At 64.9% G+C, this 13,856-nt stretch carries 16 protein-coding genes; 8 read left to right on the top strand and 8 right to left on the bottom strand.

The window, feature by feature from the left end; translation table 11 throughout:
• The first annotated feature begins 46 nt into the window (after window positions 1–46).
• Entirely contained in the window at window positions 47–1,324 is a 1,278-nt protein-coding gene (gene pyrC / locus P1K30_RS05225) for a dihydroorotase (RefSeq protein WP_275631639.1), read from the top strand.
• Window positions 1,325–1,381: 57 nt separating this feature from the next.
• Here the strand turns inward: pyrC and P1K30_RS05220 are convergent, their stop codons facing one another.
• Window positions 1,382–2,377 (bottom strand): polyprenyl synthetase family protein, encoded by a 996-nt coding sequence (locus tag P1K30_RS05220; protein ID WP_275631638.1) that lies wholly within the window; start codon window positions 2,375–2,377, stop codon window positions 1,382–1,384.
• Window positions 2,378–2,438: 61 nt separating this feature from the next.
• On the opposite strand from P1K30_RS05220, the gene P1K30_RS05215 reads away from it, so the two are divergent.
• From P1K30_RS05215 to P1K30_RS05205, 3 genes are all read left to right on the top strand, one after another.
• The gene (locus P1K30_RS05215) at window positions 2,439–2,654 is read left to right on the top strand and encodes a putative signal transducing protein (RefSeq protein WP_275631637.1); all 216 of its coding nucleotides are present in this window, start codon (window positions 2,439–2,441) and stop codon (window positions 2,652–2,654) included.
• Window positions 2,647–3,420, top strand: a complete 774-nt coding sequence (locus P1K30_RS05210) for a tRNA1(Val) (adenine(37)-N6)-methyltransferase (protein ID WP_275631636.1) — start codon at window positions 2,647–2,649, stop codon at window positions 3,418–3,420. The genes P1K30_RS05215 and P1K30_RS05210 overlap by 8 nt, the downstream gene beginning before the upstream one ends.
• Before the next feature lie 94 nt (window positions 3,421–3,514).
• Window positions 3,515–3,682 carry a YdcH family protein gene (locus P1K30_RS05205; protein ID WP_275631635.1) on the top strand — a complete coding sequence of 56 codons (168 nt, stop codon included), beginning with the start codon at window positions 3,515–3,517 and terminating at the stop codon, window positions 3,680–3,682.
• Between the two features lie 190 nt (window positions 3,683–3,872).
• Here P1K30_RS05205 and phbB read toward each other — a convergent pair whose 3' ends face one another.
• The 4 genes from phbB to P1K30_RS05185 form a co-directional block, all read right to left on the bottom strand.
• Window positions 3,873–4,595 (bottom strand): acetoacetyl-CoA reductase, encoded by a 723-nt coding sequence (gene phbB / locus P1K30_RS05200; RefSeq protein ID WP_275631634.1) that lies wholly within the window; start codon window positions 4,593–4,595, stop codon window positions 3,873–3,875.
• 60 nt (window positions 4,596–4,655) lie between these two features.
• Window positions 4,656–5,483 (bottom strand): patatin-like phospholipase family protein, encoded by an 828-nt coding sequence (locus P1K30_RS05195; RefSeq protein ID WP_275631633.1) that lies wholly within the window; start codon window positions 5,481–5,483, stop codon window positions 4,656–4,658.
• 36 nt (window positions 5,484–5,519) lie between these two features.
• Window positions 5,520–6,695: an acetyl-CoA C-acetyltransferase gene (locus P1K30_RS05190; protein ID WP_275631632.1), complete on the bottom strand. Its 1,176-nt coding sequence runs from the start codon at window positions 6,693–6,695 to the stop codon at window positions 5,520–5,522.
• 200 nt (window positions 6,696–6,895) lie between these two features.
• Complete coding sequence (locus P1K30_RS05185) at window positions 6,896–7,735, bottom strand: EAL domain-containing protein (RefSeq protein ID WP_275631631.1); 840 nt, start codon at window positions 7,733–7,735, stop codon at window positions 6,896–6,898.
• A 123-nt stretch (window positions 7,736–7,858) separates the two neighbouring features.
• Between P1K30_RS05185 and P1K30_RS05180 the strand changes: the two genes are divergently transcribed.
• Window positions 7,859–8,437 carry a DNA-3-methyladenine glycosylase I gene (locus tag P1K30_RS05180; RefSeq protein WP_275631630.1) on the top strand — a complete coding sequence of 193 codons (579 nt, stop codon included), beginning with the start codon at window positions 7,859–7,861 and terminating at the stop codon, window positions 8,435–8,437.
• A gap of 4 nt (window positions 8,438–8,441) precedes the next feature.
• Here the strand turns inward: P1K30_RS05180 and P1K30_RS05175 are convergent, their stop codons facing one another.
• Window positions 8,442–9,005 (bottom strand): TlpA family protein disulfide reductase, encoded by a 564-nt coding sequence (locus tag P1K30_RS05175; RefSeq protein WP_275631629.1) that lies wholly within the window; start codon window positions 9,003–9,005, stop codon window positions 8,442–8,444.
• Between the two features lie 27 nt (window positions 9,006–9,032).
• On the opposite strand from P1K30_RS05175, the gene argH reads away from it, so the two are divergent.
• Genes argH through P1K30_RS05160 form a run of 3 tightly spaced genes read left to right on the top strand, consistent with a single transcriptional unit; the run spans window position 9,033 to window position 10,885 of the window.
• Window positions 9,033–10,424: an argininosuccinate lyase gene (argH, locus tag P1K30_RS05170; protein ID WP_275631628.1), complete on the top strand. Its 1,392-nt coding sequence runs from the start codon at window positions 9,033–9,035 to the stop codon at window positions 10,422–10,424.
• The gene (locus P1K30_RS05165; protein ID WP_275631627.1) at window positions 10,421–10,564 is read left to right on the top strand and encodes a hypothetical protein; all 144 of its coding nucleotides are present in this window, start codon (window positions 10,421–10,423) and stop codon (window positions 10,562–10,564) included. The genes argH and P1K30_RS05165 overlap by 4 nt, the downstream gene beginning before the upstream one ends.
• A gap of 3 nt (window positions 10,565–10,567) precedes the next feature.
• Window positions 10,568–10,885: a DUF2834 domain-containing protein gene (locus tag P1K30_RS05160; RefSeq protein ID WP_275631626.1), complete on the top strand. Its 318-nt coding sequence runs from the start codon at window positions 10,568–10,570 to the stop codon at window positions 10,883–10,885.
• On the opposite strand, the gene P1K30_RS05155 is transcribed toward P1K30_RS05160, so the two are convergent.
• A complete protein-coding gene (locus P1K30_RS05155) occupies window positions 10,882–11,616 on the bottom strand; it encodes a glutamine amidotransferase (protein WP_275632270.1) in 735 nt (244 codons plus the stop codon). The two genes, P1K30_RS05160 and P1K30_RS05155, sit on opposite strands and share 4 nt — an antisense overlap.
• Before the next feature lie 75 nt (window positions 11,617–11,691).
• Complete coding sequence (locus tag P1K30_RS05150) at window positions 11,692–13,785, bottom strand: methyl-accepting chemotaxis protein (protein ID WP_275631625.1); 2,094 nt, start codon at window positions 13,783–13,785, stop codon at window positions 11,692–11,694.
• Window positions 13,786–13,856: the final 71 nt, after the last annotated feature.

Below are 13,856 nucleotides of genomic sequence, written 5' to 3'. Positions count from 1 at the left end.
GGCAGGACACCTCTGCCCAGTCCAGCCGCCAAGAAGGGAGCCGTCCATGACCGGCACGCTTTTTACCAACGCCCGCCTGATCGACCCCGACGCGGGAACCGACACGATAGGCGCCTTGCGGGTCAGCGGCGGCCGCATCGCTGAAATTCTGTCCGGACCGGCGGACGCCACCGGCGATACCGTGATCGACTGTGGCGGCAAATGCCTTGCCCCCGGTATCGTGGACCTTGGCGTGAAAATCTGCGAGCCGGGCGAACGGCACAAGGAAAGCTTCCGCTCTGCCGGGCGCGCGGCTGCGGCGGGCGGGGTGACCACGATGGTCACGCGCCCCGACACCCTGCCCACCATCGACAGCCCGGAGCAGTTGGAATTCATCGCCCGCCGCGCCGCCGAGGCGACGCCGGTCCGCATTCACCCGATGGCCGCGTTGACCAAGGGGCGCGAGGGGCGCGAGATGGTTGAGATCGGCTTTCTGCGGGACGCCGGGGCCATCGCCTTTACCGACGCCGACCGCGTGGTTGTCGACACCAAGGTCTTCGGTCGCTGCCTGACTTATGCCCGTTCGCTGGGCGCGCTGGTCATCGGCCACCCGCAGGAACCGATCCTGTCGAAAGGGGCTGCCGCGACCTCTGGCAAGTTCGCTTCGCTCAAGGGCATTCCCGCCGTTTCGCCGATGGCCGAACGGCTGGGGCTGGAACGCGATCTTGCGCTGCTGGAAATGACCGGCGCGCGGTATCACGCGGATTCCCTGTCCTCTGCCGCCGCGCTGCCCGCGCTGGAACGCGCGAAGGCAGCAGGGCTGGATGTGACCGCGGGCGTCGACATCCACCACCTGACCCTGAACGTGCTGGACATCGGCGACTATCGGACCTTCTTCAAGCTGAAGCCGCCGCTGCGGGACGAAGAGGATCGGCTGGCGATGGTCGAGGCGGTCGCCTCGGGTCTGATCGACACCATCAGTTCGATGCACACGCCGCAGGACGAGGAATCCAAGCGCCTGCCGTTCGAAGAGGCCGCATCCGGTGCGGTCGGGCTGGAAACCCTGCTGCCGGCGGCACTGCGGCTGTACCACGCCGACGCACTGACCCTGCCGCAACTGTTCCGGGCTATGGCGCTGAACCCGGCGAAACGGCTGGGCCTGCCGACCGGACGGCTAGAGGCCGGAGCGCCGGCGGATCTGGTGCTGTTCGACCCGGATGCGCCGGTGGTGCTGGACCGCTGGACGCTAAAGTCGAAATCCAAGAACACGCCGTTCGACGGCGCGCGCCTGCAGGGCAAAGTGCTGAACACCTACGTGGGTGGAACCGAAATCTATGCGGCGTGACGCAGCAGGATTTTCTAGAAAATCCTGCACATAACGATCTTCTAGAAGATCGTGGCTTTAGCTGATCCGCGCGACCACGTAATCGGCAAGGCCGTGCAGCATGTCGCGCAGGTCGCTGGCGGGCAGGGTGTCGATTGCGGTCTTAGCCTTTTCGGACCACGCCAGCGCGTCGGCGCGGGTCGCGTCCATCGCGCCGTGCTTCGCCAGCAACTCTAGCGCGTGGTCCAGATCGCCGTCCTGCTGGTCGCCCTTTTCGATGACGCGCTTCCAGAACGCGCGTTCCGTGTCGTCCGCCGCGGCGACCGCCTTGATGACCGGCAGCGTCAGCTTGCGTTCCCGGAAATCGTCGCCGACGTTCTTGCCCGTTGCTGCGGTATCCCCGCCATAGTCCAACAGGTCGTCGACAATCTGGAACGCGATCCCCAGCGCATCGCCGTAATCGTAAAGCGCCTGTACCTGATCTTCGGGCGCGGCGGCGATCACGCCACCCACCTGCGTCGCCGCCGAGAACAGCGCCGCCGTCTTGCCGCGCACCACCTGCAGATAGACCGCTTCGTCCGTCTTCAGGTCCTGCGCCGCGGTCATCTGCAGCACCTCGCCCTCGGCGATCACGGCGGCGGCGTTCGACAGGATGTCCAGCACGCGCAGGTTGCCCGGCTCAACCATCAACTGGAACGACCGAGCGAACAGGTAGTCGCCGACCAGCACGCTGGATTTGTTGTCCCACAGCAGGTTGGCCGTCGGGCGACCGCGCCGCTGCTTGCTTTCGTCAACCACGTCGTCATGCAGCAGCGTCGCGGTGTGGATGAACTCGACCGTCGCGGCCAGATGGACGTGGTAAGGACCGTCGTAGCCGCACAGCCGCGCCGCCGCGAGGGTGAGCATCGGACGCAGACGTTTGCCGCCGGCCTCGACCAGATGCGCCGTGACCTCGGGGATGCGGGGGGCGTGCTCGGACGCCATCCGCTTCCGGATCAGGGCATTCACCGCGTCCATGTCCCCGGCCAATGCCTCGGCCAGTTGCTCGTGCGGTTTCTGCGGCGTGTCACGCATCGGTCTCACCATTCCGTCAGCCTACTCGACATCCGCCCCTTCTTATCCCTTAATCCACGGGATGAAAGAGCTTTTGCGCACCAATGATCCGACAGTGATCGCTTACGCTTCGGCACTTCTCGAGGGAGAAGAGATCGGCAGCTTCCAGATGGACGTGCACATGAGCGTGCTTGAAGGGTCCATCGGTATTCTGCCACGCCGCTTGATGGTGCGGGACGGGGATCTGCACCGCGCGCGGCGGGTCCTGCGCGACAACGACATCGACGTGGATGGCTGACGACGGCCTGACCTGCGACGGGTTTCTGGGCGGGCAGCTTCGGATCTTCCAGCCGGCGAAGGGCTACCGCGCCGGGGTCGATCCGGTGCTGCTGGCCGCTTCTGTCACGGCACGCCCGGGCGACAGCGTGCTAGAGCTTGGCTGCGGTGTCGGGGTTGCAGGGCTTTGCCTTCAGTCGCGCGTCGGCGGACTCGATCTGGTCGGATTGGAACTGCAACCGGAGAACGCCGAGCTTGCGCGCCGGAACGCTTCTGGAAACGGTCTGTCGATGGATGTGGTCACGGGCGATCTGTCGCAGATGCCGGGTGGCTTACGTGCGCGGAATTTCGACCATGTGATCGCCAATCCGCCATACTACCTTCGCGATAGCGGCACCGCGGCGAACGGAACTGCCAGAGAGATCGCGCTGGGCGAGGTTCTGCCGCTGTCAGCGTGGGTCGACGCCGCGACGCGACGTCTGAAGCCGCGGGGCGTGCTGACGATGATCCAGCGCGCGGACCGTCTTATCGACCTTCTGTCGGCGTGCGACGGGCGGCTGGGGGACATCGCGGTTCAGCCATTGGCGCCCCGGGTCGGGCGCGCGGCGGAACTGGTTCTGCTGCGCGCGCGGAAAGGCGCGCGGGGTCCGTTCCGGCTGCATTCTCCGATTGTGCTGCACAGCGGCGAAAAACACGAACGCGATGGCGACAGCTATACGCCAGAGATTCGCGGCGTTCTGCGCGACGGCATGTCCTTGCCGACGGGATGGCACGCCGAAATTGGATGATTAACTAATCGTTTACGTGGAAGGGTGACAGTAGCGTGACAAAATCGGAATTTTGTGGTGCACTTGATCCCATCAGCAGAGAAGGAGGACGGCGATGAGCTTGAGTTCACATCTCGAGGAACTCCGTAGAAAGCACCAAAATCTGTCGGCACAGGTCGAAACGGCTTTGCAGAGGCCCGGCTCCGACGATTTGGAAATCACCGCACTCAAGAAGCAAAAGCTTCGCCTGAAGGAAGAGATACAGCGCCTAAGCAGCGCCTGAGCGCAGACCGCACGACGGCTATGGGCCGCGTGGACGGCCCTTGCCACTGCCCGACCGGCAGGATCGGTCAGGTGACGACATTCAGGCCACCGGCAGGCGTCACCAAAAGGCGCGGCGACAGGCGGCCAGCGAAAACGCCGGCCCCCAAGGGGACCGGCGTACCGCAAAATTCTTTAACCAAAGCCGTGTCTTAGGCGAAGAACTGCGCCCCGTTGGCAGAGATCGTCGAGCCGTTGATGAACCCGGCGTCGTCCGACGCAAGGAACGCCACGCAGCGCGCGATTTCTTCCGGTTCGCCCAGCCGTCCGGCCGGGATCTGGCCGATGATCGCTTCGCGCACCTTTTCGGGTACCGCCATCACCATCTCTGTCGCGATATAGCCCGGACACACAGCGTTCGCCGTGATGTTGTAGCGCGCGCCTTCCTGCGCCAGCGACTTGACGATGCCAAGGTCGCCCGCCTTCGTGGCGGCATAGTTCACCTGCGCGAATTGGCCTTTCTGTCCGTTGATCGAGCTGATCACGATGATCCGGCCGAACTTGCGTTCACGCATCCCGGGCCAGACCGGATGAACCGTGTTGAACACGCCGGTCAGGTTGGTGTCGATCACGTCCTTCCACTGATCCGGGGTCATCTTGTGGAACGGCGCATCCCGCGTGATGCCCGCGTTCGCCACGACCACGTCAATCGGGCCAAGATCGGCTTCAACCTGTTCGATCCCAGCCTTGGACGCGTCGTAGTCGGCCACGTTCCACTTATAGGTCTTGATCCCTGTCGCCTCGGTGAAAGCCGCAGCCTTTTCGTCGTTGCCCGCATAGGTGGCGGCAACGTCGTACCCGGCGGCTTTCAAGGCTTTCGAGATCGCCTCTCCGATGCCCCGGCTGCCGCCGGTGACAAGCGCTACTTTACTCATGGATATCCTCTCCTCTCCTCCACACTTCTGACGTTACGAGACTTTTTGCGTTCGCTCAAATCAGGCGTGGCCCTCGTGGTCAAGGAATCTGCGGGCGTCGCTTTCGCCCTGCGCCCAAGTGTCCCGAAGCTTTTGACCATCGGTGAAATCGATCTTGTCCGCCGGGGTCTCGTCGGACGGCATGACATAGCGGCGCCCGTCCACATCCGGCAGGGATTTATAGCGCCGCGTCAGCAGCACCAGCGTGTCGCCGTCGTCCGGATCCGGCATCGGCGCCTGATCGGCCATGCCCGCGTCGATGACGGAACGGCCGTCCCATTCCGCGGGCTCGAACACCGGCGGGATCACCGCCGCACCGCACACAAGTTCGGCAAGCTTGCCGTCTCTTGCGGCAGCGTTCGCATCGATCAGACGCGCCGACAGGCCGAACTTCTCGGCCCAGTTGAAATGTGGCGACCCGACGATGTGCAGTTCCGCCTCGTAGGCCACCGTCATTGCGGCGCCGGTCATTCTGGCCGACGGGCGTTCGGGCGGATGCGCGATCAGGATCTGGAAGGCCGGGCCATCAGCCACCTTGGCCTGCGCCTCGGCGTCCAGAACCTGCTCGACCACCTCGCAGTACAGGCTTTGGTGCGGGGTGATGCCCTTGTCGCCGTTGTGGAAAAGGTCGACGTTGCTGCCCTTGGTCTCGAACACGTCGCACATGGTGTCCAGCAGCTTCTGTTCGCACCCGGCCAGCCACGCCGACCCGGCAAGCGCGCCGCCACTGACGCCGGTCACCCGTTGGGGTTTCAGCGGATTCGTTTCGTCCATCACGGTCATGAAGCCGCCCTGCCAGAAGCAGCGCAGGCCACCGCCCGAGAATACGATCTGTTTTGGATTGTTCATGCGATACGGGCGGGCACAAGGCCCGCCCTGATCTGCTTAGGGGCGCTCGACGCACAGGGCGACGCCCATGCCGCCGCCGATGCACAGGGTGGCGAGACCCTTCTTCGCGTCGCGCCGCTTCATTTCGAACAGCAGCGTGTTCAGCACACGGCAGCCCGAGGCGCCGATGGGGTGACCGATGGCGATGGCGCCGCCGTTCACGTTCACGATCGACGGATCCCAGCCCATGTCCTTGTTCACGGCGCAGGCCTGCGCGGCGAAGGCTTCGTTCGCCTCGACAAGGTCAAGGTCGCCGACGGACCAACCAGCCTTTTCCAGCGCCTTGCGCGAGGCGTGGATCGGGCCGACGCCCATGATCGACGGGTCCAGACCGGCGGTGGCGTAAGACGCGATGCGGGCCAGAGGTTCGATGCTGCGCTTTTCGGCCTCGGCGTCGGACATCAGCAGCACGGCGGCGGCGCCGTCGTTCAGGCCCGAGGCGTTCGCCGCGGTGACCGTGCCGTCGCGGGTGAACGCGGGGCGCAGTTTCTGCATCGCTTCAATGGTCGCGCCGTGACGGATGTATTCGTCCTTGTCGACCACGATGTCGCCCTTGCGGGTTTTAATGGTGTAGGCGATCACCTCGTCGTCGAACTTGCCAGCCTTCTGCGCGGCCTCGGCCTTGTTCTGGCTGGCGACGGCGAATTCGTCCTGCTGGTCGCGGCTGATCTGCCATTTTTCGGCGACGTTCTCGGCGGTCTGCCCCATGTGATAGCCGTTGAAGGCGTCCCACAGGCCGTCCTTGATCATGGTGTCGATGAACGACAGGTCGCCCATCTTCTGACCCTGCCGGATGTTCTGCGCATGGGGCGACATCGACATGTTTTCCTGCCCGCCGGCCGCGACGATCGACGCATCGCCAAGCATGATGTGCTGTGCCCCCAGCGCGACGGCGCGCAGGCCCGAGCCGCAGACCTGGTTGATGCCCCAAGCCGCCGATTCCTGCGGCAGGCCGGCGTTGATGTGGGCTTGGCGCGCGGGGTTCTGGCCCTGCGCTGCGGTCAGAACCTGACCAAGGATGGTTTCGCTGACGTCTGCCTTGTCGATCCCGGCGCGTTGCACGATGGCTTCAAGCACGGCGGCGCCAAGGTCATGGGCCGGGGTGTTTGCGAACGAACCGTTAAAGCTGCCCACCGCGGTACGCGCGGCGGATGCGATTACGACATTGGTCATGACTGGTCTTCCTCCATCAGGGTGCCGGGCGGAGTCCGGTGCCGATGGTCAGAAAGCGTCGATGCCCCGCCCGTTTCGCATTCGGTGGTATGCGGTGGCGCGGGTCAATGCAAGAGATTGACGTAGGTGCAGCAACGGGTCGCGGGCACTGCGGCGACCGCGTCGTATCCGGGCGGCGGCACGCGCCCTTGCCGGCGCCGTCATCCGACCTGCAGGTCGTCGGCCTTGACCGACCAGAACGGCCGCGTGGTGGGCGCCCCGAAATAATAGCCCTGCATGCAGTCGATCCCGATGTCGCACAGGAACTCTGCGTCTTCGGCGGTTTCGACGAACTCGGCCACCGTGAACATCTCGAAATGGCGGGCGATCGAGATCAGCGCCTGCGTCAGGACCTGGTTGTCCGGGTTGTCGTGAATGTTGCGGATGAACTGGCCGTCGATCTTCAGGATATCGAAGTAGAATTCGCGAAGATAGCGAAACGCGGTGTAGCCCGCGCCGAAATCGTCCAGCGCGAAGGACACGCCGCGATGCTGCATCTCGGCCATGAACACCTGAACCGTGTCGGGGATCACCATCGCCGAGGATTCCGTGATTTCAAGGATCAGGCGCTCCGCGACCGTGGGGTCGCGCCGCAGACCGTTGTCCAGCGTTTCGGTCCAGCGGGGATAGCCGATGGACCGCGCGCTCATGTTGATGGAAAGGCGCAGGGCCGGGTTGTCCGCCAGCGTTTCAAGGCCCAGTTCCAGCGCAAGGCAGTCGATCTGGCGTCCCAATTCGGTGGTTTCCACGCTGTCGATGAAATCCCGCGCCGGGATGACACGACCGGCTGTATCCAGGATACGGATCAGCCCTTCCCAGAAAGCGGGTCGGTCGGGGTCTGCCGCCTGCACCACTGGCTGGAAGGCCAGCAGGACATTGCGGTGCGCAATCGCGTCGCGGACCATCGCGTGAATGCCCCTATCACGTTCGGCCAACGCGTATCCAAGCGGGCTGTCCGGGTCGCCCGGCGCCGGGACGGTGGGTCTGTCCGTCTGGGGCATTTCACACTCCGTTCTGTCCGTGGCACGGTGCGCGAGGGATGTTTACATAAGGTGAAGTTTCTGGTTTGTTCTAATTTGAAATGGATGCCCGGTTTCTTTTAACTACCTGACGGAGCGCAAGAAATGGATGGCCGGTGCAGCTGGTGCGGCGAAGACCCGCTTTATGTCGCCTACCACGATACCGAGTGGGGCGTGCCCGAGTACGACAGCCGCGCACTTTGGGAAAAGCTGATTCTCGATGGCTTTCAGGCGGGGCTTTCGTGGATCACCATCCTGCGCAAGCGCGACAATTTTCGCGCCGCGTTCGATGGGTTCGATCCGCAGGTCATCGCGGGCTGGGACGAGGCGGACGTAACGCGCCTGTTGGCCGACTCCGGCATCGTCCGCCACCGCGGCAAGATCGAAGCGACCATCGGCAACGCCCGCGCCTACCTGAAGATCGAAGAGCGCGAGGGGTTCTCTCGCTTTCTCTGGGATCGGGTCGGCGGGGCGCCGATCCAGAACGCTTTCGCGTCGATGGCCGAGGTGCCCGCCGAAACCCCCTTGTCGCGCCGGATCTCGAAGGACCTGAAGGCCGAGGGGTTCAAGTTCTGCGGCCCGACCATCGTCTATGCGTGGATGCAGGCCTGCGGCATGGTGAACGACCACGTGACCGGCTGCGCCCGGCACGCGCAGGTCGCGGCGATGGCACCGCCGCGTTGACCTATCAGCTTTCGCCGCCGACCAATGCGGATACGATCGCCCGCGCGCTGTCGCCGTGCCAGTCGGCGTCGCCCATCAGCCGCGCGATCTCGCGCCCTTCGGGGTCTAGGATCACGCTGACCGGCAGCGCCAGCACAGCCATCTGCCGCGCCAGCTGTTGCTTGGGGTCGCGGTACAGCGGCAGATTGTCGACGCCGACCTCTTCGAAGAACCGACGCATCCCGGCCACCGGGTTGCGGCCCGTGGCGATGGTCACGACCTCGAAGTCGTCGCCTCCGAACTCGGCCTGAAGCGCCGACAGCGACGGCATCTCTTTCCGGCAGGGCGCGCACCACGTGGCCCAGAAATTGACCAGCACGTACTTGCCCCGGTACTGGTCCAGGCTGACCTCGGCATCTGCCGCGTCGACAAAGCTGATATCGGGCACCGCTTCCGGTTCGGGGTGGATCACCAGCTTGCGCATGTCGCCCTCGCGCATCGTCTCCAACGCCGACGGATCGGCTGCCAAGGCGCCATTTGCGCAAAGGCCAAGGCAGGTGTAGAGGACGGCGAACCGGAACCAGCGCATGTAATCTTCCCTCCGAGGGTCAGCCAAATGAACGACACGAAATCGAATGCCATGTGGGGCGGACGCTTCGCCGCGGGGCCCGATGCGATCATGGAGGCGATCAACGCCTCGATCGGCTTCGACAAGCGGCTCTACGCCCAGGACATCCGGGGCTCGCGCGCCCACGCCGCGATGTTGGCGGCGCAGGGCATCCTTACCGATAAAGACGCCGAGGCGATCCGGGAAGGCCTGCTCACCGTTTTGTCAGAGATCGAGGGCGGTACGTTCGAATTCTCGACCGCGCTGGAAGACATTCACATGAACGTCGAGGCGCGGCTGAAGGCCCTGATCGGCGAACCCGCCGGGCGCCTGCACACGGCGCGGTCCCGCAACGATCAGGTCGCGACCGATTTCCGCCTTTGGGTCCGCGACCAATGCGACGCCGCCATTGACGGGCTGACCGCGCTGATGTCCGCGCTTGTCACTCAGGCCGAGGCGGGGGCCGACTGGGTGATGCCGGGCTTCACCCACCTGCAGACCGCGCAGCCGGTGACGTGGGGCCACCACATGATGGCCTATGTCGAGATGTTCGCCCGCGACCGCAGCCGGTTCACCGACGCGCGCGTGCGGATGAACGAAAGCCCGCTGGGTGCCGCCGCGCTGGCTGGCACCTCTTTCCCGATCGACCGCCACGCCACGGCAACGGCGCTGGGCTTCGACCGGCCGTCCGCGAACTCGCTGGACGCCGTGGCCGACCGCGACTTTGCGCTGGAATTCCTGTCTGCCGCCGCGATCTGCGCCATGCACCTGTCGCGCTTCGCAGAAGAGCTGGTGATCTGGTCCTCGGCCCAGTTCCGGTTCGTGGCGCTGTCCGACCGCTTTTCGACCGGCTCGTCGATCATGCCGCAGAAAAAGAACCCCGACGCGGCGGAACTGATCCGCGCCAAGATCGGTCGCATCCTTGGTGCGCAGGTGGCGCTGTTCACCATCATGAAGGGCTTGCCGCTGACCTATTCCAAGGACATGCAAGAGGACAAGGAACAGACCTTCGACGCCGCCGACAGCCTGATGCTGGCGCTGGCGGCCATGGAAGGCATGGTCAAGGACATGGAGGCGAACCGCCCCAGCCTCGAGGCCGCCGCGTCCTCGGGCTTCTCGACCGCGACCGATCTTGCCGACTGGCTGGTCAGGGAACTGGACCTGCCGTTCCGCGACGCGCATCATGTGACCGGAACGCTGGTTGCGATGGCCGAGAAGAAGGGCTGCGATCTACCCGACCTGTCGCTGGCCGAGATGCAGTCGGTACACGAGGGCATCCGCGACGATGTCTTCGGGGTGCTGGGCGTGCACAATTCGGTCGCCAGCCGGATGAGCTATGGCGGCACCGCGCCGGATCAGGTCCGGGCGCAGGTGGCGCGCTGGAAGGAGATGCTGGGATGAAACCGGTCTGGGCTGCCTTGCTGGTGCTGACGTTCGCCGCGTCCTGCGGCGTCGATGGCGCGCCGGTGCCGCCCGGCTCGGGGATCGACCCGAACAACATCACCGACCCCAGCCAGATCGACCCCGACGGGTTCTTCTAGGCCATGTCCGCGCTGCGCTGGATCTACCTTGGCCTTGCCGTCTGGGGCGCGATCCATCCGATGTGGTGGTTCGTGCGGCACTGGCGCGAGAACGGGGTATCGCTGTCGGGTCTGGTGGACAGCTGGTTCGTGACGTCCGGCAGCACAGGGCTGGTGTGGGATCTGACCATCGCGGCCATCGCGCTGACCGTGTTCGTGCTGGCGGAAACATGGGTGCGGCGGAACTGGATCGCCCTGCTGGCGATCCCGGCCACATTCTGCATCGGGGTCAGCTGCGGTCTGCCGCTGTACCTGTTCCTCCGCACGCGGCCCGTCGCCTAGCCATAGCGCGTCACGAAGTTCCGCAAGATCAACTCGGGCGCGTCGACCCGGGCGGCATCGACCATCGCATGCAGATCGTCCGCCTCTTCCGGGCGGAAGTAGCCGCGATGGCGGTAGATATCGATCCTGACATGAAAGCCTGCCGCGTCCGCCTCGGGGTGGAACTGGGTGGCATAGACGTTCTGCCCGTGGCGGATCATCTGGAACGGGCAGGCATCCGAGGCAAGCAGGTGCGCCGTGTCGGGCGGAAGCTCTTGCGCGGCCTCCTTGTGGCCGACGAAAGCCTCGAAGCTGGTCGGCAGGCCGGTCAGTAGCGGATCGGCGGCGCCGTCCGGGGTGACGTGGCACAATGAGGTGCCGACGGGTTCGCCATAGCGTGCCTTCGAGACCTCTGCGCCCAGATGGTGGGCAAGGATGCCGATGCCATAGCAGCACCCGAGAAAGGGCAAATCGGCGCCGGTGATCCGGGGCATCAGCGACAGAACAGAGGCTTCGATCCGCGCCTCGACCTTAGATTTCTTTTCGGGCGGGTCCGATACGCACCCCGGGCCGCCACCGACGATGGTGCCGGCATAGCGGGACAGGTCAAGATCGTCGGGCAGCGGGTCCTGATCCAGCCGGATGCGATGCACCCGGTCGGGGGTCAGGGCGCCCTTGGACAGGAACGCCTCGAACTCGTTGTCGGCGGCGTCGGTTTCTGGCCGAAGCTGCAGGATCAGGAAGGGCTTCATCGTCGACGTCACACCATGCGGATTGCACGGGGTGATGGCCGAGGAACCCGGTACGGTCAAGCACGTCGGGCAGGATCAGGCGCTTCGGCGTGCTTCGGCCCGGTCCGCTGCGTCGCCCCAGCTTCCGCTGTCTGCGCCGTCGCCTAGGGAAAACTGGCGGGTGCTGTCCGACAGATCCGTCACCTCGCGCTTCAGCGATTGGGTGGCGGCGGTGGTTTCCTCGAACATCGCCGCGTTCTGCTGGGTGACCTTGTCCAGTTCGCCCGCTGCGGCGTTGATGTCGTCCAGCCCGCGCGACTGTTCCTGCGCGGCGGCGGCAAGGCCGGCCACTTTCTTGCGGATGTCGCCGACGAAGGCCGCGATCCGTTCCAGCGCGCCGCCGGAATCGTCCACCAGCTTTACGCCGGACTGGATCTGGCTGGAGGTCGCGCGGATCAGGTCCGCGATTTCCTGCGAGGCTTCCGACGAGCGTTGCGCAAGCTGCCGGACTTCCGAGGCGACGACGGCAAAGCCGCGCCCCGTCTCTCCGGCGCGTGCCGCTTCGACCCCGGCATTCAGCGCAAGCAGGTTGGTCTGGAACGCCAACGCGTCGATGGTGTCGGTGATCCGGGATACCTTGTTCGAGCTTTCCGCGATCTCGTTCATCGCAGCCACTGCTCGTTTCACCGTTTCCAGCCCGGTGGTCGTGCTGTCCTCGGCCGAAGTCGAGGTTGCGGCGGCCTCTTCGGCGCTGGCGGCGGCATTGCGCACCGACCCGGCCATCTGGTCCAGCGCCGCCGCGGTTTCTTCCAGCGTGGCAGCCTGCCGTTCGGTGCGTACGCTCAGGTCGTCTGCGGCGGATTCGATCTGCGCCGCGTCCGCCAGAATGCGATCCGTGCGCTCTGAAATGCCAGCGATGACCGTCGACAGGGCATCCATCGACTGGTTGAACTGCGATTTCAACGCCTCGAACTCGGGCGGCACGCTGTCGTTGATGCGGACGGCAAGATCGTTGCCGGCCAGTCGGGACATCGCGGTCTGGAACGCCGCGATCGCAGTCTTGGACCCGGTGATGTCGTTCGCGAACTTCTCGACGCGGAACACCTTGCCCTGACTGTCGGCGACCGGGTTGTAGGTTGCCTGAAGCCAGATCTCGCGGTTGTTCTTGCCGACCCGCTGGAATTCGCCCGCCTGAAAGTGGCCTTGCCGCAGGTCGTCCCAGAACCGCGCGTATTCCTCGGTGCCAACGGCGTCCGGGGGCATGAACATGCGGTGATGCTTGCCACGGATTTCCTCGATCGAGTAGCCGACGCAAGACAGGAAATTCTCGTTCGCATCGCGGATCGTGCCGTCGGGCTCGAACTCGATGATGGCCTGCGCGTCGCTCAGCGCGTCTAGACGGGATTGCGACAGCAATGAATCCAGCTTGTCTGCGGTGATATCCGACGCGATCTTCACGACGCCCCGCGTGTTCCCGCTTGGGCCAAGGATCGGGTTATAGCTGGCCTGAAGCCAGATCTCGTGCCCGTCCTTCCCCATGCGCCGGAACTCGCCCGCTGTGTGCTGCCCCTTCGCGAGGTTGTCCCAGAACCGTGCATACTCGGGGCTGGCGGCATAGTCCTTGTCGCAGAACATGCGATGGTGCTTGCCGATGATCTCGTCCCTGTCATAGCCGACGACCTTCAGAAAGTTGTCGTTGGCCATCCGGATCGTGCCGTCGGGGTCGAACTCGACGCGGGCCTGCGACCGGTCCAGCGCATCCAGACGGCTTTGCGCCTCGGCATTGCCGCGCACGGATTTCGTCACGTCGCGCGCGAACAGGATGACACGGCGCAGCGCACCGTCCTCGTCCATCACCGGGAAGTAATTCGCGCCGATCCAGACGGTGTTTCCGCTGCCGTCGATACGGGGGAACGCGTCGTCACCACGGATCTTGCCGTGGTTCAGGTCATCCCAGAACCGTGCATGTTCCGGGCTTCCGCGATCTTTCGGCTCTAGCAGCTGTTCGTGGGGCAGACCCTTCATTTCCCCGGACTCATAGCCCATCAGATCGCAGAACCGGTCGCTTGCGTCCTCGATCTGACCATCGGGAGAGATCCACGCAACGGCCATGTTGTCGCGAACGGCATGAGCAAGGTCCGCAGGCAACCCGATTTGGTGCCTGTCGGCGCCCCGTTTTCCAGTCCGCATCCCGCGTCTCCTTCGCTTGGTCGCGCGAGTCCTACGGGGATTCGGGTTAACAGCCGGTGATCGCCTCAGCG

Source organism: Psychromarinibacter halotolerans, assembly GCF_029168315.1.
Lineage (GTDB): Bacteria > Pseudomonadota > Alphaproteobacteria > Rhodobacterales > Rhodobacteraceae > Psychromarinibacter > Psychromarinibacter halotolerans.
This window is presented reverse-complemented; position numbering and strand designations above follow the sequence as displayed.

What these genes read in the sequence shown, in the direction of transcription:
- P1K30_RS05175 (WP_275631629.1), bottom strand. Translation starts at nt 9,005, where the DNA reads ATGCGCTGGTTCCGGTTCGCCGTCCTCTACACCTGCCTTGGCCTTTGC.
- P1K30_RS05210 (WP_275631636.1), top strand. Translation starts at nt 2,647, where the DNA reads ATGGCTGACGACGGCCTGACCTGCGACGGGTTTCTGGGCGGGCAGCTT.
- argH (WP_275631628.1), top strand. Translation starts at nt 9,033, where the DNA reads ATGAACGACACGAAATCGAATGCCATGTGGGGCGGACGCTTCGCCGCG.
- P1K30_RS05215 (WP_275631637.1), top strand. Translation starts at nt 2,439, where the DNA reads ATGAAAGAGCTTTTGCGCACCAATGATCCGACAGTGATCGCTTACGCT.
- P1K30_RS05150 (WP_275631625.1), bottom strand. Translation starts at nt 13,785, where the DNA reads ATGCGGACTGGAAAACGGGGCGCCGACAGGCACCAAATCGGGTTGCCT.
- P1K30_RS05160 (WP_275631626.1), top strand. Translation starts at nt 10,568, where the DNA reads ATGTCCGCGCTGCGCTGGATCTACCTTGGCCTTGCCGTCTGGGGCGCG.
- P1K30_RS05195 (WP_275631633.1), bottom strand. Translation starts at nt 5,483, where the DNA reads ATGAACAATCCAAAACAGATCGTATTCTCGGGCGGTGGCCTGCGCTGC.
- P1K30_RS05220 (WP_275631638.1), bottom strand. Translation starts at nt 2,377, where the DNA reads ATGCGTGACACGCCGCAGAAACCGCACGAGCAACTGGCCGAGGCATTG.
- P1K30_RS05190 (WP_275631632.1), bottom strand. Translation starts at nt 6,695, where the DNA reads ATGACCAATGTCGTAATCGCATCCGCCGCGCGTACCGCGGTGGGCAGC.
- P1K30_RS05205 (WP_275631635.1), top strand. Translation starts at nt 3,515, where the DNA reads ATGAGCTTGAGTTCACATCTCGAGGAACTCCGTAGAAAGCACCAAAAT.
- phbB (WP_275631634.1), bottom strand. Translation starts at nt 4,595, where the DNA reads ATGAGTAAAGTAGCGCTTGTCACCGGCGGCAGCCGGGGCATCGGAGAG.
- P1K30_RS05155 (WP_275632270.1), bottom strand. Translation starts at nt 11,616, where the DNA reads ATGAAGCCCTTCCTGATCCTGCAGCTTCGGCCAGAAACCGACGCCGCC.
- P1K30_RS05180 (WP_275631630.1), top strand. Translation starts at nt 7,859, where the DNA reads ATGGATGGCCGGTGCAGCTGGTGCGGCGAAGACCCGCTTTATGTCGCC.
- pyrC (WP_275631639.1), top strand. Translation starts at nt 47, where the DNA reads ATGACCGGCACGCTTTTTACCAACGCCCGCCTGATCGACCCCGACGCG.
- P1K30_RS05165 (WP_275631627.1), top strand. Translation starts at nt 10,421, where the DNA reads ATGAAACCGGTCTGGGCTGCCTTGCTGGTGCTGACGTTCGCCGCGTCC.
- P1K30_RS05185 (WP_275631631.1), bottom strand. Translation starts at nt 7,735, where the DNA reads ATGCCCCAGACGGACAGACCCACCGTCCCGGCGCCGGGCGACCCGGAC.